This window comes from Ornithinibacillus sp. 4-3, assembly GCF_040958695.1.
Classification (GTDB): Bacteria; Bacillota; Bacilli; order Bacillales; family Amphibacillaceae; genus CALAMD01.
On record NZ_CP162599.1, the window covers coordinates 1,118,718 to 1,144,895 of the forward strand.

At 34.6% G+C, this 26,178-nt stretch carries 22 protein-coding genes and 1 pseudogene; 19 read left to right on the top strand and 4 right to left on the bottom strand.

Features of this window, described 5'->3' with window-relative positions; translation table 11 throughout:
• Positions 1-369: an ACT domain-containing protein gene (locus AB4Y30_RS05465; RefSeq protein WP_368654480.1), complete on the top strand. Its 369-nt coding sequence runs from the start codon at positions 1-3 to the stop codon at positions 367-369.
• 122 nt (positions 370-491) lie between these two features.
• Here the strand turns inward: AB4Y30_RS05465 and dat are convergent, their stop codons facing one another.
• Positions 492-1,364, bottom strand: coding sequence for a D-amino-acid transaminase (dat, locus tag AB4Y30_RS05470; RefSeq protein ID WP_368654481.1), 873 nt, complete (start codon positions 1,362-1,364; stop codon positions 492-494).
• A 320-nt stretch (positions 1,365-1,684) separates the two neighbouring features.
• Between dat and AB4Y30_RS05475 the strand changes: the two genes are divergently transcribed.
• The 8 genes and pseudogenes from AB4Y30_RS05475 to odhB all read left to right on the top strand — a co-directional run bounded on the left by AB4Y30_RS05475 (position 1,685) and on the right by odhB (position 11,221).
• Positions 1,685-2,536 carry an ABC transporter ATP-binding protein gene (locus tag AB4Y30_RS05475; RefSeq protein ID WP_368654482.1) on the top strand — a complete coding sequence of 284 codons (852 nt, stop codon included), beginning with the start codon at positions 1,685-1,687 and terminating at the stop codon, positions 2,534-2,536.
• Positions 2,533-3,228: an ABC transporter permease gene (locus AB4Y30_RS05480; RefSeq protein WP_368654483.1), complete on the top strand. Its 696-nt coding sequence runs from the start codon at positions 2,533-2,535 to the stop codon at positions 3,226-3,228. The genes AB4Y30_RS05475 and AB4Y30_RS05480 overlap by 4 nt, the downstream gene beginning before the upstream one ends.
• 129 nt (positions 3,229-3,357) lie before the next feature.
• The gene (queG, locus tag AB4Y30_RS05485) at positions 3,358-4,491 is read left to right on the top strand and encodes a tRNA epoxyqueuosine(34) reductase QueG (RefSeq protein ID WP_368654484.1); all 1,134 of its coding nucleotides are present in this window, start codon (positions 3,358-3,360) and stop codon (positions 4,489-4,491) included.
• A 24-nt stretch (positions 4,492-4,515) separates the two neighbouring features.
• Positions 4,516-5,031, top strand: a complete 516-nt coding sequence (locus AB4Y30_RS05490) for a methylated-DNA--[protein]-cysteine S-methyltransferase (RefSeq protein WP_368654485.1) — start codon at positions 4,516-4,518, stop codon at positions 5,029-5,031.
• Positions 5,032-5,073: 42 nt separating this feature from the next.
• Complete coding sequence (locus AB4Y30_RS05495) at positions 5,074-5,922, top strand: amidase domain-containing protein (RefSeq protein ID WP_368654486.1); 849 nt, start codon at positions 5,074-5,076, stop codon at positions 5,920-5,922.
• A gap of 54 nt (positions 5,923-5,976) precedes the next feature.
• Entirely contained in the window at positions 5,977-6,450 is a 474-nt protein-coding gene (locus AB4Y30_RS05500; RefSeq protein WP_368654487.1) for a tRNA (cytidine(34)-2'-O)-methyltransferase, read from the top strand.
• A 683-nt stretch (positions 6,451-7,133) separates the two neighbouring features.
• Positions 7,134-9,990, top strand: a pseudogene (locus AB4Y30_RS05505) (2-oxoglutarate dehydrogenase E1 component).
• On the top strand, positions 9,977-11,221 hold the full coding sequence (gene odhB / locus AB4Y30_RS05510) for a 2-oxoglutarate dehydrogenase complex dihydrolipoyllysine-residue succinyltransferase (protein WP_368654488.1): 1,245 nt from the start codon (positions 9,977-9,979) through the stop codon (positions 11,219-11,221). The pseudogene AB4Y30_RS05505 and the gene odhB overlap by 14 nt, the downstream one beginning before the upstream one ends.
• A gap of 97 nt (positions 11,222-11,318) precedes the next feature.
• Here the strand turns inward: odhB and AB4Y30_RS05515 are convergent, their stop codons facing one another.
• Positions 11,319-12,686, bottom strand: coding sequence for an MATE family efflux transporter (locus AB4Y30_RS05515; protein WP_368654489.1), 1,368 nt, complete (start codon positions 12,684-12,686; stop codon positions 11,319-11,321).
• 113 nt (positions 12,687-12,799) lie between these two features.
• Here AB4Y30_RS05515 and AB4Y30_RS05520 point away from each other — a divergent pair, with 113 nt between their 5' ends.
• Positions 12,800-13,870, top strand: a complete 1,071-nt coding sequence (locus tag AB4Y30_RS05520) for an undecaprenyldiphospho-muramoylpentapeptide beta-N-acetylglucosaminyltransferase (protein ID WP_368654490.1) — start codon at positions 12,800-12,802, stop codon at positions 13,868-13,870.
• Between the two features lie 107 nt (positions 13,871-13,977).
• Here AB4Y30_RS05520 and AB4Y30_RS05525 read toward each other — a convergent pair whose 3' ends face one another.
• Entirely contained in the window at positions 13,978-14,529 is a 552-nt protein-coding gene (locus tag AB4Y30_RS05525) for a beta-class carbonic anhydrase (protein ID WP_368654491.1), read from the bottom strand.
• A 506-nt stretch (positions 14,530-15,035) separates the two neighbouring features.
• Here AB4Y30_RS05525 and AB4Y30_RS05530 point away from each other — a divergent pair.
• From AB4Y30_RS05530 to AB4Y30_RS05540, 3 genes are all read left to right on the top strand, one after another.
• Positions 15,036-15,857, top strand: a complete 822-nt coding sequence (locus AB4Y30_RS05530; protein ID WP_368654492.1) for a S1C family serine protease — start codon at positions 15,036-15,038, stop codon at positions 15,855-15,857.
• Positions 15,858-16,204: 347 nt separating this feature from the next.
• Positions 16,205-16,945 carry an RNA polymerase sigma-I factor gene (sigI, locus tag AB4Y30_RS05535; protein WP_368654493.1) on the top strand — a complete coding sequence of 247 codons (741 nt, stop codon included), beginning with the start codon at positions 16,205-16,207 and terminating at the stop codon, positions 16,943-16,945.
• The gene (locus AB4Y30_RS05540; protein ID WP_368654494.1) at positions 16,942-17,667 is read left to right on the top strand and encodes an anti-sigma factor domain-containing protein; all 726 of its coding nucleotides are present in this window, start codon (positions 16,942-16,944) and stop codon (positions 17,665-17,667) included. The genes sigI and AB4Y30_RS05540 overlap by 4 nt, the downstream gene beginning before the upstream one ends.
• 121 nt (positions 17,668-17,788) lie before the next feature.
• On the opposite strand, the gene AB4Y30_RS05545 is transcribed toward AB4Y30_RS05540, so the two are convergent.
• On the bottom strand, positions 17,789-18,007 hold the full coding sequence (locus AB4Y30_RS05545) for a YhdB family protein (protein WP_368654495.1): 219 nt from the start codon (positions 18,005-18,007) through the stop codon (positions 17,789-17,791).
• Positions 18,008-18,277: 270 nt separating this feature from the next.
• Here AB4Y30_RS05545 and AB4Y30_RS05550 point away from each other — a divergent pair, with 270 nt between their 5' ends.
• The 6 genes from AB4Y30_RS05550 (at position 18,278) to AB4Y30_RS05575 (ending at position 26,114) form a co-directional block, all read left to right on the top strand.
• Entirely contained in the window at positions 18,278-18,910 is a 633-nt protein-coding gene (locus AB4Y30_RS05550; RefSeq protein ID WP_368654496.1) for a YhcN/YlaJ family sporulation lipoprotein, read from the top strand.
• A gap of 172 nt (positions 18,911-19,082) precedes the next feature.
• Positions 19,083-20,450, top strand: coding sequence for a dipeptidase (locus AB4Y30_RS05555; protein ID WP_368655175.1), 1,368 nt, complete (start codon positions 19,083-19,085; stop codon positions 20,448-20,450).
• A 20-nt stretch (positions 20,451-20,470) separates the two neighbouring features.
• Positions 20,471-21,235, top strand: coding sequence for a (S)-benzoin forming benzil reductase (locus tag AB4Y30_RS05560; protein ID WP_368654497.1), 765 nt, complete (start codon positions 20,471-20,473; stop codon positions 21,233-21,235).
• Positions 21,236-21,854: 619 nt separating this feature from the next.
• Positions 21,855-22,610 carry a type I methionyl aminopeptidase gene (map, locus tag AB4Y30_RS05565; RefSeq protein ID WP_368654498.1) on the top strand — a complete coding sequence of 252 codons (756 nt, stop codon included), beginning with the start codon at positions 21,855-21,857 and terminating at the stop codon, positions 22,608-22,610.
• A 305-nt stretch (positions 22,611-22,915) separates the two neighbouring features.
• Positions 22,916-24,559, top strand: a complete 1,644-nt coding sequence (locus AB4Y30_RS05570) for an ABC transporter substrate-binding protein (protein ID WP_368654499.1) — start codon at positions 22,916-22,918, stop codon at positions 24,557-24,559.
• A gap of 298 nt (positions 24,560-24,857) precedes the next feature.
• The gene (locus AB4Y30_RS05575) at positions 24,858-26,114 is read left to right on the top strand and encodes a M20/M25/M40 family metallo-hydrolase (protein WP_368654500.1); all 1,257 of its coding nucleotides are present in this window, start codon (positions 24,858-24,860) and stop codon (positions 26,112-26,114) included.
• Positions 26,115-26,178: the final 64 nt, after the last annotated feature.

Sequence of the window (26,178 nt, forward strand, 5' to 3'; positions counted from 1 at the left end):
TTGATTTTAAAATTGTTATCTAAGGAATTTTCTGTAATACAAGTTTCAGATTTGAGTATGATAGATTTTTCAATAAGTCCATTATTTATTGGGAAAACAGAAGAGGAAACATCTGTAGTTCTTCCTACTGAAAATGTTCCCACACAAACCATCAACCGGGAGGATCATTGGAAAGCCTTTAAAATTGATGATGTTTTAGATTTCAGTTTAGTTGGCATTTTAGCTAAAATATCGACTTTATTAGCTGAAAAATCAATTAGCATTTTTGCAATTTCAACGTATAATACAGATTATCTTTTAGTAAAGAGTGATGATTTAGAGAACGCTATAAAGGTTTTTAGTAATAATGAATATATAGTCAAAATTTAAGTGTTAGAAGATACAATTTCTGGTCTTATTAGGAAAATTTATCATGTCTTGCATCATTAAACATTAAATAAAGGCATTCGGAAAATGTGGTAAACATTTTCCGAATGCCTTTTTAAATTTATTTAGCTAACAGAAATCTTCTTATCTACAATATTAGCATCTTCTTCATATGCTGCTTGTAATTTTCTCGTAATTGGACCTGGCTTTCCATCATTTACTTGCTTACCGTCAACTGAAATAATTGGCATTACTTCAGCTGTACTGCTAGATAAGAATACTTCATCTGCTGTATCTATATCTTCTACGGTAAATGCTTCTTCAATGAATGGAATATTCAAGTCTTTAGCAAATTGCTCTACACGCATACGTACACATCCGTGTAAAATACGGTTTGTTGCTGGGTACGTGTAAATTTTCCCATCCTTCACTAGATATGCGTTGGATGAACTACATTCTGTAATCACACCAGCTTTTTCAAGAAGTGCTTCAAAACAGCCATTTTCTCTAGCTTCTTGTTTTGCTAGAACGTTAGGAAGCAAATTTAAACTCTTAATATAACAACTTTCCCAACGAATATCTTTAGTAATTAGTGCAGAAACTCCATTTGTTAAAAAGTCTAGATTACGTGCTTGATCAGATGCATATGCATAAATATTAGGTACTGTATCTGTTGGGAAAGGGTGGTCACGTAGTGCAGAACCACGAGTTACTTGTAAATAAACTTTACCATCAGCTTTCATATCATTTTTCTCTAATAATTCATGTAATAACTCAGTAAATTTTTCTTTTGAATAAGGCATGTCAATACGAATTGCTTCCACGGAACGATATAAACGATCTACATGTTCTTGAAGTAAATAATATTTTCCTTCATAAATACGTATTACTTCATAAACACCATCACCAAATTGCAATCCACGTTCTTCGAAAGGGTATGTCAATTTGTCACGATGCAAGAATTGATCTTGTGATAAAACAATAGGATAACCAGACATGAACTCTCCTCCTTTAGATAACTACATTTTATATGTTCCTGTTCATATTGTAAATGGTATTCTGCCCCTAAATAAATTATGTGGAGAGAAAACAAGCTAAAGCAAAAATATTTGTATTAGCAGTACATGTATAAGTGATTGATTTTTTTGAAGTTTTTAATTTGCTAGATAATACAATGTTCCTAAGAAAAAAGAAACTAGATTAATATGCTGGAAATATGGTTAAATAGAAAAGTAGAAAGTTTGAAATAAAATCCGCAATAATTATTATTCTTCAAGATATTTAAGAGAAAGGCAATTTAAAAAGGAGGATTTCTGATTTGGAAAATGTAATTGAGCTTAAAAATGTTCGCAAATTATTTAAGCAACAAGCAGCAGTAGAAGATCTCAGCTTTACTGTGAAAAAAGGTGAAATTTTTGGTTTGCTCGGTCCGAGTGGGTCAGGTAAGACGACAACAATAAAAATGTTGACTGGGCAATTAAAAAGTACAAATGGAGAAATGAAAGTATTAGAAAAGGGTCCAAATGAGTTCACATCCTCAGCGTTTAAATCGAGAATAGGAATCTTATCAGATAATAGCGTGCTATATGAGCGTTTAACTGTATATGATAATTTGAAGTTATTTTGTAAACTATACGATGTGTCACTTGATCAAATTGATTATATGTTGAAAGAAGTTAATTTAGCTGGTGAAGAGAAGAAAACTGTTTCAAAATTATCTAAAGGGATGAAGCAAAGAATTTTACTGGCAAAGGCGCTTATTCATAAACCAGAGCTAGTGTTTTTAGATGAACCAACCTCTGCATTAGATCCAGGAAACATGGCACAAATCCATCGAAGCTTAAAAAAGTTAAATGAAGCAGGAACAACTATTTTCTTAACCACCCATAATATGGAGGAAGCAACTGTTTTATGTGATCGAGTAGCTTTTTTACATCAAGGGAAAATTCAAGAATTAGATGAGCCAGGTGAATTACGCTATAAATATTCAACACATGATTTTCATGTGGAAACATTTTCAGGTGAAGTTATCACATTGGCAAATACAGCTGAAAATGGTGAGAAAATAAAACAGTTAATTGAAGATGGGCAAGTAAAAACAATGCAGACTGATAACCCAACCCTAGGAGATATTTTCTTAAAGGTAACTGGAAAGGAGCTAGAGGAATGAACACACAACGAATCTTCGCGATTTTTGAAAAAGATATGAAAGATTTCATGAAAAATACGATGACATTATTTATGCCGATTGTTCCTATTATTCTAGCGTTCTTTTACAGCCGCATTGGTGGCGATGAAGAGATGCCAATAGAAATGATTTATTTAGTCGTAGGTGTTATTTTCTCCTCTGTATCTGCTGGTGGTATCATGATAATGATGGCTGAAGAAAATGAGAAGCAGACATTACGTGGACTTACACTATCTCCAGCCACTATTTTTGATGTGCTTGTTGGTAAAAGTTTAGTTATTGTATTATTAACAATTGCTACAATGATTATTTCCCTAGCTATAATGGGCATGGGGCCAATTTTAGATGTAAAAGTCATCATTGGTTTAATTATTCTATTCTTGTTCTTTTTATTCTTAGGAATTGGAATTGGTTTATTTGTAAAAACAGTTGGAATGACAACCGCTTATTTAATGCCTATTATGTTCTTATTTGGTTTTACACCAATGGTTCAGTTACTTGGCTTAGAAGAGGGAAGCTTAGTACTGAAAATTTTCAACTATTTCCCTATGATCCAGCTGATTGATGCTTATTACCTAGATACATGGACACCAATATTCATTGTTGCGATTTGGGTAATTGTTGCAGCTATATTCATGTATGTTTGCTTTAAACGTACAATGAAGGATGAATAAAAGAGCAAGAAAAAGATTGTAATATTTACACTTTTATCCTATAGTGCAGAAATTCTGTTCTATAGGATATTTTTCTGTATAATGAGAGTAGAAAAATATAAGGAGAGAGCAAGGGAAGGAGGGATAAGGATGAATGTAGAACAGTTGAAAGCAGATCTTATTACATACAGTAAAACGATTGGAATAGATAAGATTGGCTTTACTACAGCAGATGTTTTTGTAGAGTTAAAAGAACGTTTAAGAACGAGCCAAGTTTTAGGTTATGCTTCTGGGTTTGAAAAGGGAACAGTGGAAGAGCGAACAGAGCCAAGAAAGCTGCTTCCAGAAGCACAATCCATTATTTCGATTGCATTAGCATATCCATCACGAATTGAATCACCTCCCAAAAGCACCAAAGAAGATCGCCGCGGTATCTTTTGTCGTGCGTCCTGGGGAACGGATTATCATGTTGTGCTAAAGGAAAGAATAACAAAATTAAATGCATATCTTCAGGAAAAAGTTCCGGATTTAGTAAGTAAAATAATGGTTGATACTGGAGAATTATCAGATCGTGCTGTAGCAGAGCGCGCAGGAATCGGCTTCAGCGGTAAAAATACATTAATTATCACTCCAGAGTTTGGTTCCTTTGTTTATTTAGGAGAACTGATTACAAATATTCCTTTTCCTTCTGATCAACCAGTGGAGGAAACCTGCGGAGATTGTGAAATCTGTTTAACAGCATGTCCAACCGGTGCACTTGTTCAAGGCGGACAATTAAATGCTCAAAAATGTTTGGCGTTCTTAACACAGACCAAGGATTTTTTACCAGATCCGTTTCGTGAGAAAATTGGGACACGTGTTTATGGTTGTGATACTTGTCAGGCAGTTTGTCCTTGGAATAAACAAGTGGACTTTCATTTGCACGAGGAATTTGAAGCTGAACCAGAAATTGCTAAACCCAAATTAAAACCAATGCTTCGAATATCTAACCGAGAATTTCGAGAAAAATTTGGACATATTTCTGGCTCATGGCGTGGAAAAAATCCACTTCAAAGAAATGCAATGATTGCGTTAGCACATTATAAGGATGAAAGTGCAGTTGAAGTATTAACAGAAGTGATGAATAATGATGTCCGTCCTGTCATTCGTGGCACAGCAGCATGGGCTTTAGGAAAAATCGGTTCTAAAGAAGCTTTTATTGCAATTGAACAGGCAATAGATAAAGAAAAAGATGAGCAAGTGCGTTTTGAAATGGAGAAAGGTTTATCGTTCCAGAAACAATAAGAAATGAATAGAGGGGATTAGCATATGAGTGAAACAATCATTTATTATGAAGAAATGGATTCACCCATTGGGCCACTTTTATTAATGGTTCATGATGAAAAAGCTATTCGTATTGATTTTGGTCGACTAACAGATGTCAAAGAAAGAATAGAGAAATGGCTAAACCGCTATTTTCCAAACGCAGTTTTTGTTTGTGAACCAAAGAAATTGCAGCATATAAAGCAGCAGCTAGAAGCTTATTTTGCTAAGCAGCAAACGGCTTTTGAATTTGATTATCAATTCTATGGAACATCTTTTCAAAAACAAGTATGGGAAGCGTTATTTACTGTGCCTTATGGAGAAACAAAGGCATATAAGGATATTGCTATTGCCGTCAATAATCCTAAGGCAGTTCGAGCAATTGGTGGTGCGGTTAATAAAAACCCGATGTCTATATTTTCACCATGTCATCGAATTATAGGAATGAATGGGAAGCTTGTTGGCTATGGTGGAGGATTGGATAAGAAAAAATATTTGTTGAAACTAGAAAACATTTTATAATTTTAATATCACCTTCATATTAGTAAATATGGAGGTTTTTTTATGGACAATAATAAGAATGAGTGGTTGAAATTATTTGCTGTTATGGGAGGAGAAGATTGGTGGGAAAGAAAAAAATTAGAATGTGAAGAGCGTGGCGTAGAAATAATTAAATTACATGCTAGTGCTCAACCTAGCCGACAAATAAAGCTTAATAATGAAATAAAAAATTTTGGGCAAGTATATTTGAGGTTATTAATCCAACAAGAGGGTGAATATTATCATGAAGAGCGTATTATGCCCTATTTGACTATCCGTAATAACGAAGGAGTACGTTTAGTATCACGGTCTAAACAAAATCCTGGTACAGAGTTGAATAATTTATCACATCCTTATCAAAAGAAAGACAGTAAACGAACAACTCGTTTTGTCTATGATCGTTTTGCAGCAGTTCAGTATGCAGAGCGCTGGTGGAATAGTTATAATCCGCAATATGAAATATTTGAGGTGGATTGTACAAATTATGTTTCTCAATGTTTATTTGCTGGAGGTGCACCCATGCACGGCTATCCTAATCGTAGCCAGGGCTGGTGGTATCAAAATAATCAATGGAGCTTCAGTTGGTCTGTTGCACACTCCATGCGCTGGTATTTAAGTGGTGCTGAGAATATGTTGTTTAGTAAAGAGGTAGAATCTGCCCAAGAGTTAAATCCTGGAGATGTTATTTGTTATGATTTTGAAGGGGATGGGAGATTTGATCATACGACAATTGTAGTTGCTAAGGATGCAAATGACATGCCGCTTGTTAATGCACATACAAATAATAGCAGGCATCGTTACTGGACTTATCAAGACTCTCTTGCATGGACACCAGAGACTCAATATAAGTTTTTTCGGATTGGAGAAACATGATATAATCAAGAAGGAAAAAGATAGAGCTTAATAGGAAGTTAGGAGAATTAGCATATGAGTTTACACGTTGTATTATTTCAACCCGAAATACCAGCAAATACTGGAAATATTGCGAGAACTTGCCTGGCTACTGACACTACTTTACATTTAATTCATCCACTTGGATTCTCAACAGATGATAAAATGTTGCGACGTGCAGGACTAGATTACTGGAAGAATGTCGATATTAAAGAGTATCAATCTATCGATGAATTGTATGAAAAATATCCAGATGGTATCTATTATTATATTGAAAACTTTGGTGAAAAATATTATACCGATTATGATTATAGTAGTATAGATGAAGATATCTTTTTTATTTTTGGAAGAGAGACAGATGGAATACCGAGAGAAATGATTTTAGGGAAAGAAGATTATTGCTTACGTATTCACATGAATGATAAGGTCCGTTCCTTAAATTTATCCAATACAGCTGCTATTTTAATTTACGAAGCTTTACGCCAAAGAAACTTTCCAAATATGGATTAAAAAAATCCGTCATCTTATCAAACTGTCCTAGAAGGTTAGAAGGAATCTAACGAGTATAGTTCAGTTTCAGATGACGGATTTTTTATATGTTTTCATTATTGATTTTTCTTTGGAACACCTGGTTTTGCTTCATATGCAGAAGTTAGGCAAGCTACAATAAACACAACACATACACCAGTGATTAGAAATAAATTCATAAAGGATCCTCCTCTTATTATGTATTGCTCTTCATAGTTATTATAATCATATAGGTTGTTTTAATGACTACATTATACATAAAACTTCTCTTAAAGTGAACCTTTAATTGGTTCGAGTTATTTGCAAAAGCATTTTTATTGCTACATAAATAAGCCGAATAGTGAGTAATATTCGTGAAATCATGCAGGAAAAGCGACAATTTTTTTCTTCTATTGTATTCTTGTCGATTTTATGAAAAATAAAGCTCGAACTAAATTGTCATCCTTAAAACTTTTGGTATAATAGAAAGAGGGAATGAAAGGAACAATCCTTTACTTTAACGAAATGCAAAATTTAGGTATATTTGTGTCAATTTATATTATTTTGACAATATTTCGAATAAAGTCTTTTAGTTGATGAAGTTATCTGTCGCTCTTATAATAGTAATGATATATATTTATTATTACTATATCTAATTAAGTTTACTCTAATTGGGGGTATTAAACGTGGTTAAATCTACGGAAGATTTATGGGGGAAGTTTCATGGTCCTAACATAGGTTATGTTGAAGAACAGTATGACCTGTATTTAGTAGATCCCGAAGCTGTAGACCCGTCATTAAAAACGCTATTTGATGAACATGGAGCACCTACATGGCTTTCGCCAGTAACAGGTGAAACTGAAGGAGCAGCTCCAGCAGCAACCTCTATTCAAGATGTGCAAAAGCTATCCTCAGCACTTAAATATGTTGAGGCTATTCGTCGTTTTGCTCATACAAAAGCAGATGTTTATCCTGTTGGTAGTATTGAAGGAGAGGCGAAAAGTCTTGAACCAAGTCATTATGGATTAACAGAAGCAGATCTGAAAAATATTCCAGCTAACTGGCTAGTAGCGAATGTGCCAGCTGGTTTGAACAATGGATTAGACATTGTCAACCACTTAAAAGAACTTTATACTGGAAAAATTTCATTTGAATATGATTATGTAAGCAATGATGAGGAACGTAATTGGCTGCAAGAACAAATTGAATCAGGTAACTATAAATTTAATTTTTCAGCTGATAAAAAGAAAGGACTTTTAGACCGTCTTGCGCAAGTAGAAGGCTTTGAAGCTTTTCTACAAAAGACATTTGTAGGTCAAAAGCGCTTTTCTATTGAAGGACTTGAAGTAATGGTTCCAATGCTTGATAAAATTGTAGAGCAATCTGCAGAAGAAAGCATTGAGAATGTAATGATGGGAATGGCACACCGTGGACGTTTAAGTGTGTTAACGCATGTCTTAGAAAAGCCATTTGATAAGGTATTCTCTGAATTTAATTACGGCTCTGGTAAGGAAATTTTACCGTCTGAATCTTCACGTGAGATTTCATATGGTTGGACGGGAGATGTTAAATACCACTTTGGTGCAGTAAATAATGTTACGACAGAAAGTGGTAAGACAACGAAAGTAACGTTGGCGCATAACCCATCTCATTTAGAAGTTGCTAACCCAGTAGTAGAAGGATTTACTCGTGCAGCTCAGGATGATCGTTCTACAGGTGGACACTCCAAACAAGATGTTTCTAAAGGAGTTTGTGTAGTTGTTCATGGAGATGCAGCATTTATTGGAGAAGGTGTAGTTGCAGAAACAATTAACCTTGGTGGAATTGAAGCATATCACACAGGTGGTACACTTCACATCATTGCAAATAACCTCCTAGGATATACAACAACTGGTAGAGAAGGACGTTCTACTCGTTATACAAGTGATTTAGCAAAAGGATATGACATTCCGGTTGTTCACGTGAATGCAGATGATCCAATTGCTTGTCTAGATGCAGTAAAATTAGCTTTCGAATACCGTCAGAAATTCAATAAAGATTTCTTAATTGATTTAGTAGGCTATCGTCGTTATGGACATAATGAGATGGATGAGCCAAGAGCAACTCAACCACTTCTTTATAAAGAAATTGATGAGCATCCAACAATTACAAAGGTATATGCAGAGAACCTTCAAAAAGAAAATATTATTGCAGAAGATGATTTATCGAAAATGCTTAAAAATGTTGAAGATAAATTACAAGCAATATATGATAGCATGGAAGAAGTAGATTTAGAAGTATCTACTGTTGACATGCCTGCAGAATTAGAAGAATCTCTAGACCAATTTGAAACAGCGGTACCTCTAGAAGAGTTGAAGAAAATCAATGAGGATATGCTGAAACGTCCTGAAAAATTTGCAGGATTCAAACGATTAGATCGTGTGTTCAAAAAACGTGCGACACTTTTCGAAGATGGTCAAACAGCAGATTGGGGAACAGGGGAAGCATTAGCTTTCGCATCTATCTTAAAGGATGGAACGCCAATTCGCTTAACAGGGCAAGATTCTGAGCGTGGAACATTCGCACATCGTCATATGGTATTGCATGATGTGAATAGCGGTGAAAAATATTGTATTTTACACGGTTTAGAAGATACAAATGCATCTTTTGATATTCATAATAGTGCGCTATCTGAAGTAGGGGTTCTAGGCTTTGAATATGGATATAGCGTTCAAGCACCAGAAACACTCGTATTCTGGGAAGCACAGTTTGGTGATTTTGCAAACACAGCACAAGTAATGTTTGATCAATTCCTTTCATCTTCACGTGCGAAATGGGGAGAAAAGTCAAACATGGTATTATTATTACCACATGGTTATGAAGGGCAAGGTCCGGAACACTCAAGTGCACGTTTAGAGCGTTTCTTACAAATGTCTGCAGAAAACAACTGGATTGTTGCAAATGTAACATCATCTGCACAATTATTCCATTTACTACGCAGACAAGCAGCATTGAAGAATACGGATCTAGCAAGACCATTAGTATTAATGACACCAAAGAGTAGTTTATTACGTAATGAACGTGTAGCTTCAGAAATGCAGGAGTTTGCAGAAGGCAAATTCCAAACCTTAAAAGATCAACCGAATTTAAAGGTAAGCAAGAAAAATGCAAAACGTTTAGTAATCGGTAGTGGGAAAGTTATGATTGACCTAGAAGAAGCAATCATTAACTCAGAAGAAAGCTTTGGTTGGTTACGTGCATTAAGAGTTGAACAACTTTATCCATTCCCAACTGAGGAATTGGCTAAAGAATTAAAAGCATTACCGAATCTTGAAGAAATTGTATGGCTTCAAGAAGAACCCCAAAATATGGGACCATGGACATTTGTTGCAGACTACTTAAGAGAACTATTACAAGATGGGCAAACTTTACGTTATGTTGGACGTCCAAAACGTTCTGCTCCTTCTGTGGGTGATCCGAATGTTCATAAGCTATATCAAAACAATATTATTTCAGAAGCTATTAAGCCGTTATAAAGGAGGAAATTCCCGTGAAGGAAATTAAAATTCCAGAACTTGCTGAGTCCATTATGGAAGGTACAATTGCAGAATGGCTAGTAAATGTTGGAGATACAGTTGAAAAAGGTGACGCAGTACTTGAATTAGAAACAGATAAGGTAAATGTAGAGGTGCATTCTGATTTTTCAGGTGTTATTACTGAACTTATAAGTGAAGAAGGCGATGATGTACAGGTTGGAGATGTCGTTGCTAAGATTGACGAAAGCGGAGAAGGTGGCGGATCTGCTCCTGCTGCTACAGAAGAACCAGCAGCTCCTCAAGAAGAAGCAAAAGAAGAAAAAACAGAAGCTCCAGTTGTTGAAGAAAAAGTAGAAGCTGGTAAAGATGTTGTTGCAACACCAGCAGCAAGAAAATTAGCTAGAGAATTAAATATTGATTTAAGTGCAGTTCGTGCAGTAGATCCTTTAGGTCGTATTCGTCCTGAGGATGTAGAAGCAGCTGCGGCAGCTAAGAATGCTCCAGCACCTACTAAGAAAGCAGCACCAGCTCCTAAAGAAGCTGAAACTAGCTTCGATAAGCCAGTTGAGCGTGAAAAAATGTCTCGTCGTCGTATGACAATTGCGAAGCGTTTAGTTGAAGCTCAGCAAACAGCTGCAATGTTAACTACTTTCAATGAAGTAGATATGACTGCAGTAATGAACTTACGTAATGAACGCAAAGAAGCCTTTATCGCTAAAAATGGTGTGAAGCTTGGTTTCATGTCATTCTTTACTAAAGCAGTAGTTGCTGCGTTAAAAGACTTCCCATTATTAAATGCTGAAATTGATGGTACTGACTTAATCGTGAAGAAATTCTATGATATTGGAATTGCAGTATCAACAGATGAAGGATTAGTTGTTCCAGTAGTTCGCGACGCAGATAAGCTAAGCTTTGCTGGAATTGAGAGCAGCATTATCGATTTAGGAACTAAAGCGAAAAATAAAGAATTAGCAATGGGTGATCTTTCAGGTGGATCATTCACAATTACAAATGGTGGAACTTTCGGTTCTATGTTATCTACACCAATCCTAAACACGCCACAAGTTGGTATTTTAGGAATGCACAACATCCAAAAACGTGCAATGGTAATGCCGGATGATTCTATTGAAGTTCGTCCAATGATGTACTTAGCACTTTCATATGACCACCGTATTGTTGACGGAAAAGAAGCAGTACAATTCTTGGTACGTGTGAAACAATTATTAGAAGATCCATATGATCTTTTATTAGAAGGTTAAATAGAAATTTTAAAAGCCATGTTTTGATTATTTTCAATCAAAACATGGCTTTTTTGTAATGGAGTCATATGATATAAAAAAAAAGAATTTCCTTTAGTTACAAACGCATCAACTTTGAACCAGTTGCATATTGTCGTTGTACATATAATAGGCGTATTAATAATGCAATGGAACCAATAGTTAAACCAATAATTAGACCTACCCAATAACCGAATGGTTCAAGTGCGGTGTATTTTGCAAGAAGCCAACCACTTGGTAAACCGATAATCCAATAGGAAATAAGCGCTATATATAATGTGATATTTACATCTTTATACCCTCGAAGTGAACCTTGAATTGGTGGACCAAAAGCATCTGCAATTTGGAAAATAATCGCATAAATAATAAATTGTTTTGTTAAGTCAATGACTTGTGGATTTGAAGAATACATTCGTGCAATTTCATCATCAAAAATAAATAAGATCAAGCCTACAAAAATAGCAATAATAAAACCACTGCTAATCCCTATATAACCAAATGTTCGAGCATGACTAAATCTTCTTGCACCAACCTCGTATCCTACGGCAATTGTTAGAGCCATCCCAACACTAAGTGGAATCATGTATAACAAAGAAACGAAATTCATTGCTGCCTGGTGTGCTGCAATAGTATATGTACTATAAACACTGATGAAAAGAGTTACAGCTGCAAAAATACTAGATTCAAAAAAGATGGAGATACCAATAGGCACTCCTACTTTTAATTGTTCCCACCAATAAGAAAATAAAGGCTTACTCCATGATTTAAAAATATGATAAGGACGAAAGATTTCCGATTTATAGATGATTACAATTGTAATGATACAAACTAGCCAATAAGTGAGTGAAGTAGCTATTCCAGAGCCAATTCCACCAAGTGCTGGAAATCCAAATTTCCCAAAAATTAAAAGATAATTTAACAGAACATTGATTGGTAACGAAATTAAAATAATAAACATAGAAACATTTGTTTTTCCAAGTGCATTCATAAAGTTTCTAAGTGTTGTAAAGATAAATAAAGGCATAATTCCAATACAAATTGCGAGTAAATAATATTTCGCAATATATAGTACTTCAGGTTCTAATGATAATAAGTTCAAAATGGGATTTACTAAAAGTAAAATAGCAATAATGACAATAATTGAAATAAAAATGGAAACATAAATTCCTTGTTGAACTTGTTTTGGAATATCATCATATTTGTTGGCACCAATTAATTGAGCAATAATTGGTGTTAGGGCAAGTAATATTCCAGTCACACTTGTAAAGATAGGAGACCATATGCTAGCTCCTATTGCCACTCCAGCAAGATCAACAGCTCCGGATTGACCTGACATAACTGTATTAAAGAAAGTCATTAAATTTAAGCTAATTTGTGTGATGAGGATGGGAAATAAAATAATGGAAAATAATTTTAGTTTTTCTTTTAATGAAAAAGTTTGATACATATTTCTCATCCCTTTTATTATATTTTTGTTATGATAGATAGGAAATTATAAAATACCATTAAAAACAGTATAGCGTGTTAAATTGGATTGGCAAAGAAAGGAAGTTCAAAAAGATGAAAAAGAAAAGAATTCTTTTTACAGGTGGGGGAACGGCAGGACATGTCATTGTGAATGTAGCATTGATTCCCCTTTTTCAAAAAGAAGGCTGGGAAATAGATTATATTGGTTCAAAAGATGGAATTGAACGAAAATTAATTAGTGAGCTACCAGGAGTTCAATATTATCCTATATCTACAGGAAAGCTACGACGTTATATGTCTATTGAAAATATAAAGGATCCCTTTAAAGTATTGAAGGGGATATTCCAAGCATGGAGAATTATTGGGAAACGAAAGCCTTCTGTTATTTTTTCAAAAGGGGGATTTGTATCTGTTCCAGTTGTACTTGCAGCTAAATTACGTGGTGTACCTACAGTTATTCATGAATCAGATTACACACCAGGGCTTGCTAATAAGCTATCTATGCCATTTGTAAAACAAATTTTAACTACATTCCCTGAAACTTTAAAATATGTAAATCAAAAAAAAGCAACCTATGTTGGGGCGGTAGTACGTGAAGAGCTTTTTATGGGAGATAAACAGAAGGGGTTAAAGCTTACTAATTTTACTACAGATAAGCCTGTTTTATTAATTATGGGTGGAAGTGCTGGCTCCCAAAAAATGAACGAAATTGTTCGAGATAGCTTAGATACATTATTGGATCATTTCCAAATTATTCATATTTGTGGTGAGGGTCATGTTGATGAAAAAATGAATCAAGCAGGTTATGTTCAATTTGGGTATGTAAATGAAGAGCTTAAAGATTTATTAGCAATTACTAATTTCGTTATTTCTCGTGCTGGAGCAAATGCTATTTTTGAATTTTTAGCATTAAAAATTCCTATGTTACTTATTCCTTTGTCTAGAGCGGCAAGTCGTGGAGATCAAATTATTAATGCCAAATCATTTACCAAAAGTGGTTATGCTAGAACAATAGAGGAAGAACAATTAACAAAGGAAAGCTTTATTGATGAAATAACTCAACTTCAAAAGCATGCACCAGCTTTACTAGAAACAATGAAGAATTATCAGAGTGATCAAGCTAGAGATACCGTTATGGCTATCATTAAAGAAAACAGTAAATAAAATAATAGTGACCTAGCACATAAAAGGCTATGCTAGGTCACTATTATAGTATAAAAAATATGCAAATTAAAACTTATTCAAAGTTAGCGCTCTGCACTTTTCCTTCTCTATTCTCTTGTAACAACATCCGCTTTACCAGTGTGTGGATCAATAACAAGTCCATGTACTTTTACCTGCTTAGGTAGAAGTGGATGATTACGGATGATTCGAACACTTTGTTCAATTGATTCTTCTACAGTGTCGAACCCATGGAATTCCTTTTCTAAATAGATGCCTGCATGTTTTAATGTGTCTAGGGTTTCCTGAGTAACCCCTCTTTCTTTCATATGCTCAACAAGGGCAGTTGTATCTACTCGAGACATACCACAATCATGATGTCCAACAACAATAATTTCTTCTGCTTTTAGTTCATAAACAGCAACTAAAATACTTTTCATAATACTATCAAAAGGCTTACGAATAATAGCTCCAGCATTTTTAAGCATTTTCACATCGCCATTTTTCAAATCAAAAGCTTTTAAAAGTAATTCAATAAGTCTAGACTCCATACAGGTGAAAATCACCATTTTTTTATTAGGAATACTGTCTGTTTCATACTGCTTATATTTTTCCTCTGCAACAAATTTTCTGTTATATTCTAGTAATCTTTCTAATGACATGAAAAATTGCTCCTTTATGAAGTTGTTCAAAAAGTCCAACAAAAATGACGCATCGAACAGGGAAACTTCGACTAAGTTCCGACACGTCCTGCATCTAACGTCGAAGTCACTACAACACGCGCAAGTCCATTACTCGAGGCTACGTTGCCTTGAGCTTTCGATGTATATGATGTGCTGCGAAGTACAGGATGTACTATTGCGGATGTTGCTCTCGTGAAGTGGCGTACTTAATCCGTATTCCTTTAAATGTGTTGCGAACTGAACTGATTACAGTTTTTTATCGAACTTTTTGACCATACACTTTATGGAAAGTAAAAATCCTGTTCTTATTTTAAGAGAAAAAGAAAAAATAAGCTACTATTATTTAGAAAAACGTAACTTTCCATTGTAAATATTGATATATAAATATAAAATCCTGTATTCCATTGTGAAAATTCCCCATTACAATCGACTGAACAAAGGAAGAAGGTATATACTTAGGGTAGAATATGTGATTGAGGTGCTATATGGATAAGAAAGAGCATGAAAATCAGGATATTATTGATAAGGATCTTTATGAAGATATAGATGATGAAGAAATGTATGAGTTGGTGCAAGAAGCTAGAAGAGAAATTTTGGAAAAAGAAAGGGAGGAAAAGGAAAATCCACCACCCCGAAAAAGTTTTCCAAAATGGACATTTTGGATTATTGCAATTGCATTGGTTATAAATATTATTGCTTTATTACCACAAACCATATCGATACCAGCTATTGATTTTATTAAAACTTCTATCCGTTTATCTGCACAGGAGGATATTAAGGAATATAAGAAATCAGTTGTTGTGATTGAAGCTGGAGATTCGCGTGGTACTGGGTTTTCTATTTCTGAGGATGGTACCATTTTAACGAATTATCATGTTATTGAAGGGGAAAATCCTGTTACGATCGCATTTCCAGAAGAAGGTTTATACAGTGGAGAAGTGACAGAGGTATATCCAGACATTGATCTTGCGGTAGTAGAAGTAAAAGGGGAAGGCTTGCCCCACCTCACACTAGCTGATCAAACAGATTTTCAACAAGGTGATAAGATTAATTTTATTGGTAATCCGTTAAATTTTAATGGAATTGCTAATGAAGGAGAAATAATAAACTATACTCGATTAGGTAGCTGGGATGAGGATGTTATTATGATTCAAGCACCTGTTTATCGAGGAAATAGTGGAAGTCCAATTATTAATCAAGATGGTTTAGTAATTGGTATTATCTTCGCAACCATGGAAACTGACTCACATGGAAAGGTAGGATTATTTATTCCAATTGACCTATATTATAAATATATAGATGAATAAATTAGTGAATATAGCAACTGCTGTAACAATATATTAATATATTGTTTGCATCATTTTAAAGAGAATATCTCTACAAAAAGGGTTTAGTAATAGCTAGGTTATAATCATTTAGTCCTAGATGTCGAGTAGTTGTTTTGTTCGATATAAAGTAATACAGATTTAAAATAATTGTAAACGGACCGATATACCATATGTAGCATTCGTGCGATAAGATTAATCTTAAATACAAAAATGAACATATGGTGAATGAAAATGTTACAAATAAAAAATAAATTACATAATAAAAAATATTTAACACCCAAAAAAGGATATTTGTTTACGAACAATATGATAGGGGTGCTGAAGATATGATGATTACCCCTATCAGTGAAACAAATAATGAAAAGATGACAATTGAAGATATGATTGCTTCTGTACAGCAAGGGGATATAACGATGCAGAATTATTTATTGCATGCATATCAGCCTTTTATTGCAAAATGTGTATCAGAAGTTTGTAAAAGATATATTGATCGAAGAGATGATGAGTTTAGTATTGGCTTATCAGGATTTAACGAGGCAATATTACATTATTCCTCCCATAAGGGTTGTTCGTTTTTCGCATTTGCTCAATTAGTTGTGAAGCGAAAAGTAATTGATTATATACGTTCGATACAAAGTACAATGATAGTAACTTCTCTAGATGAAAAATACGATGACGAACAAGTAGAAAATACGAATGAAATTATTGTTGCCACAAACTTTTATATGGAACAACAAGAGTCATGGCAACGTAAAGAAGAAGTAAAAGATTTTAGTGAACAATTGAAAGCGTATAAATTATCTTTAATGGAATTAGCCGAGGTTTCCCCAAAACATAGAGATGCGAGGGAATCCGCTATTCAAATAGCAAGAACGATTTATAATGAACCAAAATTACGAGATTATGTAATAGAAAAGAAAAAACTGCCTATTAGAGATCTTTTAAAAATAGTTAAAGTAAGCAAGAAAACATTAGAGAGAAATAGGAAGTATATTTTAGCTATTTTTATTGTTTTAAATGAGGGCTATGTATATTTAAATGATTATTTAAAGGGGACAGGTTTGTGAAACAAGGGATTGTTATGGGGTGTTACGATCGCTTTATGATTGTTTTAACAAAAGAGGGTGAATTTGTTAAAGCTAAACAAATCAGTGATTGTACAATTGGTGAAGAGGTCAATTTCGAGCTTTTTACACAAGATAAACGAATTCATCTTGCTAAAAAGATTACATCACATGTATTAACAGTGGCTTCTATAATGCTATTGATTATCGTACCTCTAAGTTTATTCTACCATCAGCCAAAATCGTATGCATTTATTAATATTGATGCTAATCCAAGTATTGAAATAGAGTTAAAGCGTGATTTAACCGTGAAAAATATAAAACCTTTAAATGTCGATGCCATACATACAATAAGACATTTTGAACAAACAAAAGGAATGGCATTTGAAGAGTTTTTATCTCACTTAATGATGATATGTGAAAAAAGTGATTATCTTGATGATAAGCGGCAAATGTTAATTGGAATAAACTACGGCATAGAAGAAACAGAACATGAGCAAATTGATATAAGTGATTTAAAAACAGACCATGACAACTGGGAAATAGCAGCATATAATGTTCCAAGTGAAGTAAGAGAAATCGCTAAACAATCACATTTGTCTATGAATAGAGTATTAGCCAATAAAATGGAAGAACAAGATGAATCAATTTTACGCATGTTTGAAGAAACCAACCAAGATAGCATTCAAAAGAAGGATATGATCACCACTTTTTACGATGAGTAAAAAATATATCTTTATCAGTCGAATAATACATCTCATAAAAGAAGCTTATTGAAGTGATTTTATCAATAAGCTTTTTTGTGTTTACTACATAACATTCACGTTTTGTGGAATCCTAGCAGAATCAAATAAATAAATAGGTTTGTTGGGCATGATCTAAGTAATGAATTAATCTGTCATGTGAATAAATTAATTGGTTAGGATGATACTGAAAGTCGCATAAAAAATCATAAATTCTCTTTGATAAAAAATCATCATTTGTATGCATCATTAATACGAACAAGTTATCCCATTGCTTTTCTAATAGAAAATGAACAGCTTTATCATAATCCGTACTAGTCATTCACATTCCTCCTATACTTAAAGGCTTCACATATTTTTCACTCCTGTTCAGTGAGAGAACAAACTTTAAATCCCGTAGCTGCTAAAATTTTTCGATAGCAGTTGAACTGTAGCCTAATTAATTTGAAAAACATATTTGGCTTCTCTTTTAGAGTTTCCAATATCATTTATTTTGTTCGTACCCATTAATGGTACTGTTGGTAAAAATAGGCGAAGCATAAAATTTTCCTCTTGAAACATACTAAAAGCAAAATAGGAAGGAGGAACAATTGTGAATAAGAAATTAGTAACAATTGGAATCGCACTAACATTAACACTTGTTGGCTGTAGTACACAACGAGATGATACTAATAACACAGACAACATAGAGCCAACGCGATATAATGAACAAATGAATAGGGCAAATGATGGTAATCGACCTGGGGATGGTACAATTTATCCACGAGGTGTAGGGGATGAGGCGAGAGATAATGGCGATGACATGAATCGTCATGAAAGAACAGGAAATTACTCTGTATCAGAAGAGGCAGCAGATCGTATCGTTGATCAGATGGACGATATTGATCAAGCGTATGTATTGATGACAAATCGTAATGCATATGTAGCGGCATTATTAGATACAGATCGTGCACAAGAACGTATGGATGATCAAACAAATTATGACATTGCAGAAAATACTACTGAAGAAGGTCATATACTAACAGATGATGTGAAAAATAAAATCTCTGAAATTGTTCAATCAGTAGATAGTAATGTAGATAATGTGTATATTACAACAAATCCTGACTTCGCTGATTTAATAAATAATTACATGGCGGATGTTGATGCTGGAAAACCAGTAAGAGGATTTTTTGATCAATTCGGCAATATGATTGAGCGCATTTTCCCTCAAAATAAATCATAATGGATAGATGATAAAGGGTGCCAGGGTCAGCTGTTGACTTTTAGGTGCCCTTTTCCTCGTTTGGAAACTTTATTAAACGATGTAGAAGTAATCAATGAAGAAATGTTTTCTACTACATATTGGTAATTATTATGATAAGATGAAGAAATAGAATTTGATTTAGGAGGAAAAAATAATGCAGAAAACACTTCAATATTTACAAGAAAATAAAGATAATTATCTAAAAATTTTAAAAGATTTTTTATCCATTCCAAGTATTAGTACAGATAGTGCATATAATGATCAAGTTCAAGAAGCAGCAAATTTCTTAAAGAAATATATAAGCGAAATTGGTTTTGATAACGTGAAGCAATTAGAAACAGGGAATCATCCTGTTGTTTATGCTGAGTATTTACAAGCTGGACCAGATGCACCAACTGTTTTAATTTATGGTCATTATGATGTACAACCTGTAGATCCTATCGAACATTGGGACAGTGATCCATTCCAAGCAGAAGTTCGCGATGGTCGTTTATATGCGAGAGGCTCAAGTGATGATAAAGGTCAGGTATTTATGCACCTTGCTGTATTTGACGCTATTTTAAAAGCAGAAGGTAAGCTTCCAATCAATGTGAAGCTGTGTATTGAAGGAGAGGAAGAGATTGGCAGTGCTAATTTCAAACCAGTATTAATAGAACATCAAGAGCTTTTAAAAGCTGATTTTGCAGTTGTTTCAGATACAAGTATGATTACAGCTGGACAGCCAACTATTTTATATGGATTAAAAGGCTTAACAGGATTAGAATTTACAGTTACAAGTGCTACTCATGATTTACACTCTGGAATGTATGGTGGAGCAGTTCGTAATCCATTGATGACATTAGCACATATTCTGTCAACTATGAAAAATGAAGAGGAAGTAGTTACCGTGGATGGCTTTTATGATGGTATTGAAGAACTTTCTGATGAGGAACGTGCATTAATTGCAGAGTTAGAAGGAGAAAATTATCAGGAAACAACTGGAGCTATTGAAACAGTATCAGAGCAAGGCTATAGTGCAAAAGAACATACAATGGCAAGACCTACACTAGAAGTAAATGGAATGCATGGTGGCTATCAAGGAGAAGGTACTAAAACGATTATACCTGCTTATGCGAGTGCCAAAATTACTTGTCGTCTTGTTCCAGGTCAAGACCCTGAACATATTCAAAATTTATTAGAAAAACATATTTTAGAGCATACACCATCAGGAGTTAAAGTAACGATAGAAAAAGGAAAAGTATCTGCAAAATCTTATAAGGTAGAACCAGATCATCCACTTATCAAGCAGGCAGCAAGTAGCTATGCAAAAGCATTTGGTAAAGAGTGTGTGTTTATGCGCATGGGAGGATCTATTCCTGTTGTAGAATGGTTTGATGAAGTTTTTGCATATCCAATCATCCTATTGGGATTTGGGACACCGGAAGATCGTTTGCATTCACCTAATGAAAGTTTTCCATTAGAGAATTTTGAAAAAGGAATGGAAACACTTGTATATTATTGGGAAGAAGTAGCAAACTGAGCAAAACAGGGGGAGAAATGATGAAATATGCTGTTGTAACAGGAGCATCTCGGGGGTTAGGAGAAGCTGTTGCTAAATTATTATTGGAATCAGGTATTCATGTGTTCGGTATTTCACGAAATGAAAATAAGACTTTGGTAGAGGTAGCTAAGCAAAACAATGTGGATTATGAACATTTTAATTGTGATTTAGGAAAGACAGAAGAAGTAAATCAATTACTTCAACTAATGATGGAGCATTTGGCCAAAGTTGAACTAACAAATCTTTATCTTGTGAATAACGCAGCAGTGGTTGAGCCTGTAAATCAGGCGCTGAATATTGCCGGTGAAGATTTAGCCTATCATGTGCATATTAATAATATTGCTCCAATGTTATTAATGAACCGTTTATTAAAGTTTTCGACAGAAACAGACATTTCATTTATTGGAGTAAATGTGACATCTGCAGCAGCATTACGTCCTGTTCTTGGCTGGAGTGCATATTGTAGCTCGAAGGCAAGTATAAATTTATACACTAAAACAGTTGCTTTAGAGCAAGATGAATATCAATCAGGTCATAAAGTTTTTGCTTTTAATCCAGGAATTATGGATACAGGCATGCAAGAAGCAATACGTTCCAATTCGGAAGATGCATTTAAAGATGTAGAACGTTTTAAAAAATATAAAGCGAATAATGATTTGAAGTCTGCTGATACAGTTGGCGGCATACTCGTAGATATCATGCTTGATGGATCAAATCTTGAAAATGGAAAGATATACGATATTCAAGAATATATTGGCGGTTAATAAAGTAAAATAATAAACAAGCAAAATGCAGAGGCTAATTCCTCTGCATTTTATCTTGAGATAAGAAAGTATAAAAATTGCGCAAACTAATGCTTATTCAGAGATAGTGCTGTCTGGCTCCGAGCACCAAAAACTAAGAGATTTCGCGAGCCACCCTACAATAAGTCAACATCAGTTTTGTTTGATAAGGAAGTCCGACTAAAACCAGGCAAAGCCTAACGTCGGATACCCCTAAAGAGGCATGTTTCCTTTATCTCGAGGTAAAGGAAGTTCGACTAACATCGAAGCCCCCCAAAGAACGGGGGTGCAATCTCTACGTTTTTCGACGCATAGGATATGCTACGACATACAGGATGTACTAGTGCGGATGTTGCTCTCGTGACGTGGCGTACTTAATCCGTATTCCCCTAGCATTGTGCTCGTGACGTCACGTTCTTAGCCTGTAAGGGCGCGACTTGCGCTTTTCGTTCTCAACTAGCAAATATCACTGACCTGAATCAAATGGCTTATGATGTCATATTTATCATACTTATCCTCCACCAAATTAATGTGAAATATGATACAATTTATTGTGGATTAGATTAGGGTTAGTGAAGTAATGTAGAAAGGAAGAGATCTATTGATTATTAGAAAAAGCAAGCGTGAAATAGAAGCAATGAAAAAAGCAGGTGACTTACTTGTTTTATGTCATAAAGAAATAGCTAAAATGATTAAACCTGGTATTACAACAATGGAAATTGATACTTTTGTGGAATCATTCTTAAAGAAACATGGAGCAACACCAGAGCAAAAGGGGTATAATGACTATCCTTATGCAACATGTGCATCGGTGAATGATGAAATTTGTCATGGGTTTCCTAGAAATGAGAAATTAAATGATGGAGATATTGTTACGATTGATCTTGTTGTTAATTTAAATGGTGCACTTGCGGATTCTGCTTGGACCTATGCAGTAGGTAATGTAGATGATGAAGGTAAACGACTTATGGAAGTAACAAAAACTTCATTATACAAAGGGATAGAGCAAGCTCAAGTTGGAAATCGTATTGGTGATATTGGTCATGCTATTCAGACTTATGCAGAAGCAGAAGGGTTCTCTGTTGTAAGAGATTTCACGGGTCATGGTATTGGACCAACTATCCATGAAGCTCCTCAAATCCCGCATTTTGGTTTGCCTAATAAAGGTCCTAGATTACGCGAAGGTATGGTTATTACAATAGAACCAATGATTAATGAAGGCAAATGGGAAAGTAAAATGGATGCTAATAATTGGACAGCAAGAACGATAGATAAAAGTCGTTCAGCACAATATGAGCATACGTTAGCTATTACAAAAGAAGGTCCAATTATTTTAACTGATCAGGATAATGATTAAGTTAAACTTGCTATTGAATATGAAATGAGTAGAGCTACTTTCTATAAAAAAGAAAGTGGCTCTTTTGTATGTATAGCAAGGTAAATAGCTTATGGATAATGTTAAAATATGTCTGAATTTGATCAATAAAATATGTCCTTGATTTTAAAATTCCCTTCCAATTTTTCTTATACCAAATAATTGAAACCGCTTTCAATATATAGTATATTTGTTTAATACAGAATAATAAAAATTTTTGCAAGAGGGGGTTGCACTTTTAAATACTTCTGTTTTAAAAAAATGAAGCATCACAGGAGGGTATGAGAGTGAAAAAGTTAGGGAAAGTATTTGTTTTAATTTTGTTAATGATGGCAGTAATTTTGGTAGGTTGTAACAAGGATTCAGGAAATACGACAGATAATGATGATGACACAGTAGAAAACAATGACAATGATAAAGATAATGATGATGCAGAAGAAGATGCCACAGCAGATGAGGGAGATGGTACTGGTGGTGAGATTAAAGTAGCAATCAATGCACAACCACCTTCCCTTGATCCACATATGACTACAGCAGGAGCAACAAGTGATATTAGTAAAATGATGTTTGAAACATTGTTAACAACCGATTCAGGATATAATCCAGTTCCAATGTTAGCTGAAAATGTAGATGTAAATGATGATAACACAGAATTCATCTTTACTTTACGTCAAGGTGTTAATTTCCATAATGGCGAAGAAATGACTGCAGAAGATGTAGTTGCTTCCATGAATCGCTGGTTGGAATTATCAGGTGTTGCAGCTGGAGCATTTGGAGATGTTGAATTTGAAGAAGTTGATACCTATACAGTGAAATTAGTGTTGAATGAACCTTCTTCTATTGCGCTTGGTGTTATGGCTTCTAGTGAGCAATTCCCTGCAATTATGCCAAAAGAAATTATCGAATCTGCTCCGGCAGAGGGGGTAGAGGAATTTATTGGAACTGGACCATATGAATTTGCAGAATGGAAACAGGATCAATATATTCATGTAACTAAATATGATGAGTACGCAAGCCTAGATACTCCGGCAGATGGACTCTCTGGTCAGAAGAATGCTTATGTTGAAGATATTTACTATTATGTTGTGACAGATCCTTCTACACGTTTAGCTGGTATTCAATCGAAAGAATATGATATTGCATATTCTTTACCAACTGATAACTATGAACAATTAACAAATATGGATGATTTATTCCTTCTAACACAACATACAGCTACAATGGATCTTATTTATAATAAACGCGGGGAATTGATGGGGAATCCTAAGATGCGTCAAGCTGTAAATGCGTTGCTTAATATTGAGGAAGTTTTGCAAGCCTCTCTCGTTAATGCAGAACTTTATAGTATGGAAGCAAGCTATATGAATTCAGAAATTGAACAATGGGCGACAAATGCAGGAGAAGAATTCTTTAATCTGAACGATCCAGACAAAGCACAAGAATTACTAGAAGAGGCAGGCTATGATGGAGAAACAATGATTATCATGACTACAAGAGATTATGAACATTATTATAATGCTTCTGTAGTAATTCAAGAGCAATTAGAGAAAATTGGTGTGAATACAGATTTACAAGTATATGACTGGCCAACAATTACGGAACGTAGAGAAGAGCCAGATACTTGGGATTTATTTGTTAATGCATTTCCATTTAAAACAGATCCGACTCAATTATTACAATTAAATCCTAGCTTTGCGGGAGGAATTGCTGATGAAAAAGCGGATGGATTATTGGATGATATTGCTACAGCAACGTCAGAGGAAGAAGCAAGTAGTATTTGGGAAGAACTACAGGAATATGCTTGGGCAGAATATGTACCAATGACCCGTTTAGCTAGTTTTGGTTCGGTGACGGCAGTACTTAATCATTTAGAAGATCTAGAGTCCAGCGTTTCTGGAACTATTTTATGGAATGCTAAAATAAATGATTAATATTAATTAAGAATTTGTTCGATTTTAACATAATAAGTAGAAATCAAAAACTGGGACAATAAGTTTGTAAAATCAAACTGTTGTCCAGTTTTTTTATTTGGATTAAATTATTAGATTAATCCTTCTTTTGCAAAGAATCAAACAGCCGAATTGACTTCATTATTTTTAATCGCTATCATAAAAAGTAATGAACGTATTGATAGAAGATGTATGCCCAATTGTTTAAACGTAAGAATGATGTGAAATTTCAGCTGATTTCATAGGTTTATTGGGGCAAAACCACTTAGGAGGAATTTTGATGACAAAATCGCTAGACGGAAAAGTTTCAGCACATGTAAAAGATACAGTTAACAATCTATTAAAGAATGACGTAGTGCAAAAAGGGATGGAATTTATTAAAGCAGATCATCAACATACAGTGGATGAACAAATTGAAATTACAGAAATTCCAGCACCTCCTTTTAAAGAGCATAAGCGTGCGGAGGATTTAATGCGTCGTCTAAAAGAATTAAATCTCCAAGATGTTCGTATGGATGAAGAAGGCAATGTATATGGTGTGAGACCAGGTACTGGAGATGGCCCTAAAGTATTTATTTCAGGGCATATTGATACTGTTTTCCCTGAGGGAACTGATGTGACAGTAAAGGAAAAAGACGGTATTTTATATGCACCAGGAATTAGTGATGATACACGCGGCTTAGCCGAGCTATTAGGGGTTATCCGTGCTTGCAATGAAGCTGATGTTAAAAATATTGGTGATATTGTTTTTGGTGGAACGGTGGGGGAAGAAGGAGCAGGTGATTTACGTGGAGTGAAAGCATTCTTTAACGAAAATAAAGATATTGATGGTTTTATTTCCATTGATGGCCCTACTCCGGACAATATTGTGTATTTAGGTACAGGAAGTTATCGTTATCAGGTTACATACAAAGGACCAGGGGGACATAGCTTTGGCGCATTTGGATTACCCAGCGCTATTCATGCATTAGGACGAGCGATTGCTGGTATTTCTGATTTAGAAACTCCTAGCGAGCCGAAAACAACATTTACAGTTGGAGAAATTACTGGAGGAACTTCGGTAAATGCGATTGCCTATGAAGCAAGTATGAAGGTAGACTTACGATCCAATGAAAAGAAAGAGTTAGATGAATTAGCAGAGCAATTTTTAGCAATTGTTAAAAAAGCTGCAGAAGATGAGAATAAACGCTGGAACACAGATGAAATTACTGTGGAAATTGAGAAGTTTGGTGATCGTCCACCAGCAAAACAGTCTCATGATGATGAAATTATTCAAGTGGCATGGACTGCGATTGAAGCAATTGGCTCTAAGCCAGTCTTAGATACACCAAGTAGTACAGATTCCAATCATCCAATGAGTATAGGTGTGCCATCCATTACCTTAGGTAGAGGTGGTAAAGCGGGTGGAGCCCACTCATTAGACGAATGGTATGATCCAACAGATGCATACATTGGAGTACAGAAAAACTTCCTTACTTTATTAAGCTTAGTTGGGGTTGAGGGTGTTAGTGAACCATTATTAAGTAAGAAAAAATAAGGAAGCTAGGGGAATGACTACCCCTTAGATAAAAGATGCTGTAGCAGAAATGTTTGCATGAATA

What these genes read in the sequence shown, in the direction of transcription:
- dat (WP_368654481.1), bottom strand. Translation starts at nt 1,364, where the DNA reads ATGTCTGGTTATCCTATTGTTTTATCACAAGATCAATTCTTGCATCGT.
- AB4Y30_RS05480 (WP_368654483.1), top strand. Translation starts at nt 2,533, where the DNA reads ATGAACACACAACGAATCTTCGCGATTTTTGAAAAAGATATGAAAGAT.
- queG (WP_368654484.1), top strand. Translation starts at nt 3,358, where the DNA reads ATGAATGTAGAACAGTTGAAAGCAGATCTTATTACATACAGTAAAACG.
- AB4Y30_RS05490 (WP_368654485.1), top strand. Translation starts at nt 4,516, where the DNA reads ATGAGTGAAACAATCATTTATTATGAAGAAATGGATTCACCCATTGGG.
- AB4Y30_RS05495 (WP_368654486.1), top strand. Translation starts at nt 5,074, where the DNA reads ATGGACAATAATAAGAATGAGTGGTTGAAATTATTTGCTGTTATGGGA.
- AB4Y30_RS05500 (WP_368654487.1), top strand. Translation starts at nt 5,977, where the DNA reads ATGAGTTTACACGTTGTATTATTTCAACCCGAAATACCAGCAAATACT.
- AB4Y30_RS05515 (WP_368654489.1), bottom strand. Translation starts at nt 12,686, where the DNA reads ATGTATCAAACTTTTTCATTAAAAGAAAAACTAAAATTATTTTCCATT.
- AB4Y30_RS05520 (WP_368654490.1), top strand. Translation starts at nt 12,800, where the DNA reads ATGAAAAAGAAAAGAATTCTTTTTACAGGTGGGGGAACGGCAGGACAT.
- AB4Y30_RS05525 (WP_368654491.1), bottom strand. Translation starts at nt 14,529, where the DNA reads ATGTCATTAGAAAGATTACTAGAATATAACAGAAAATTTGTTGCAGAG.
- AB4Y30_RS05530 (WP_368654492.1), top strand. Translation starts at nt 15,036, where the DNA reads ATGGATAAGAAAGAGCATGAAAATCAGGATATTATTGATAAGGATCTT.
- sigI (WP_368654493.1), top strand. Translation starts at nt 16,205, where the DNA reads ATGATGATTACCCCTATCAGTGAAACAAATAATGAAAAGATGACAATT.
- AB4Y30_RS05545 (WP_368654495.1), bottom strand. Translation starts at nt 18,007, where the DNA reads ATGACTAGTACGGATTATGATAAAGCTGTTCATTTTCTATTAGAAAAG.
- AB4Y30_RS05560 (WP_368654497.1), top strand. Translation starts at nt 20,471, where the DNA reads ATGAAATATGCTGTTGTAACAGGAGCATCTCGGGGGTTAGGAGAAGCT.
- AB4Y30_RS05575 (WP_368654500.1), top strand. Translation starts at nt 24,858, where the DNA reads ATGACAAAATCGCTAGACGGAAAAGTTTCAGCACATGTAAAAGATACA.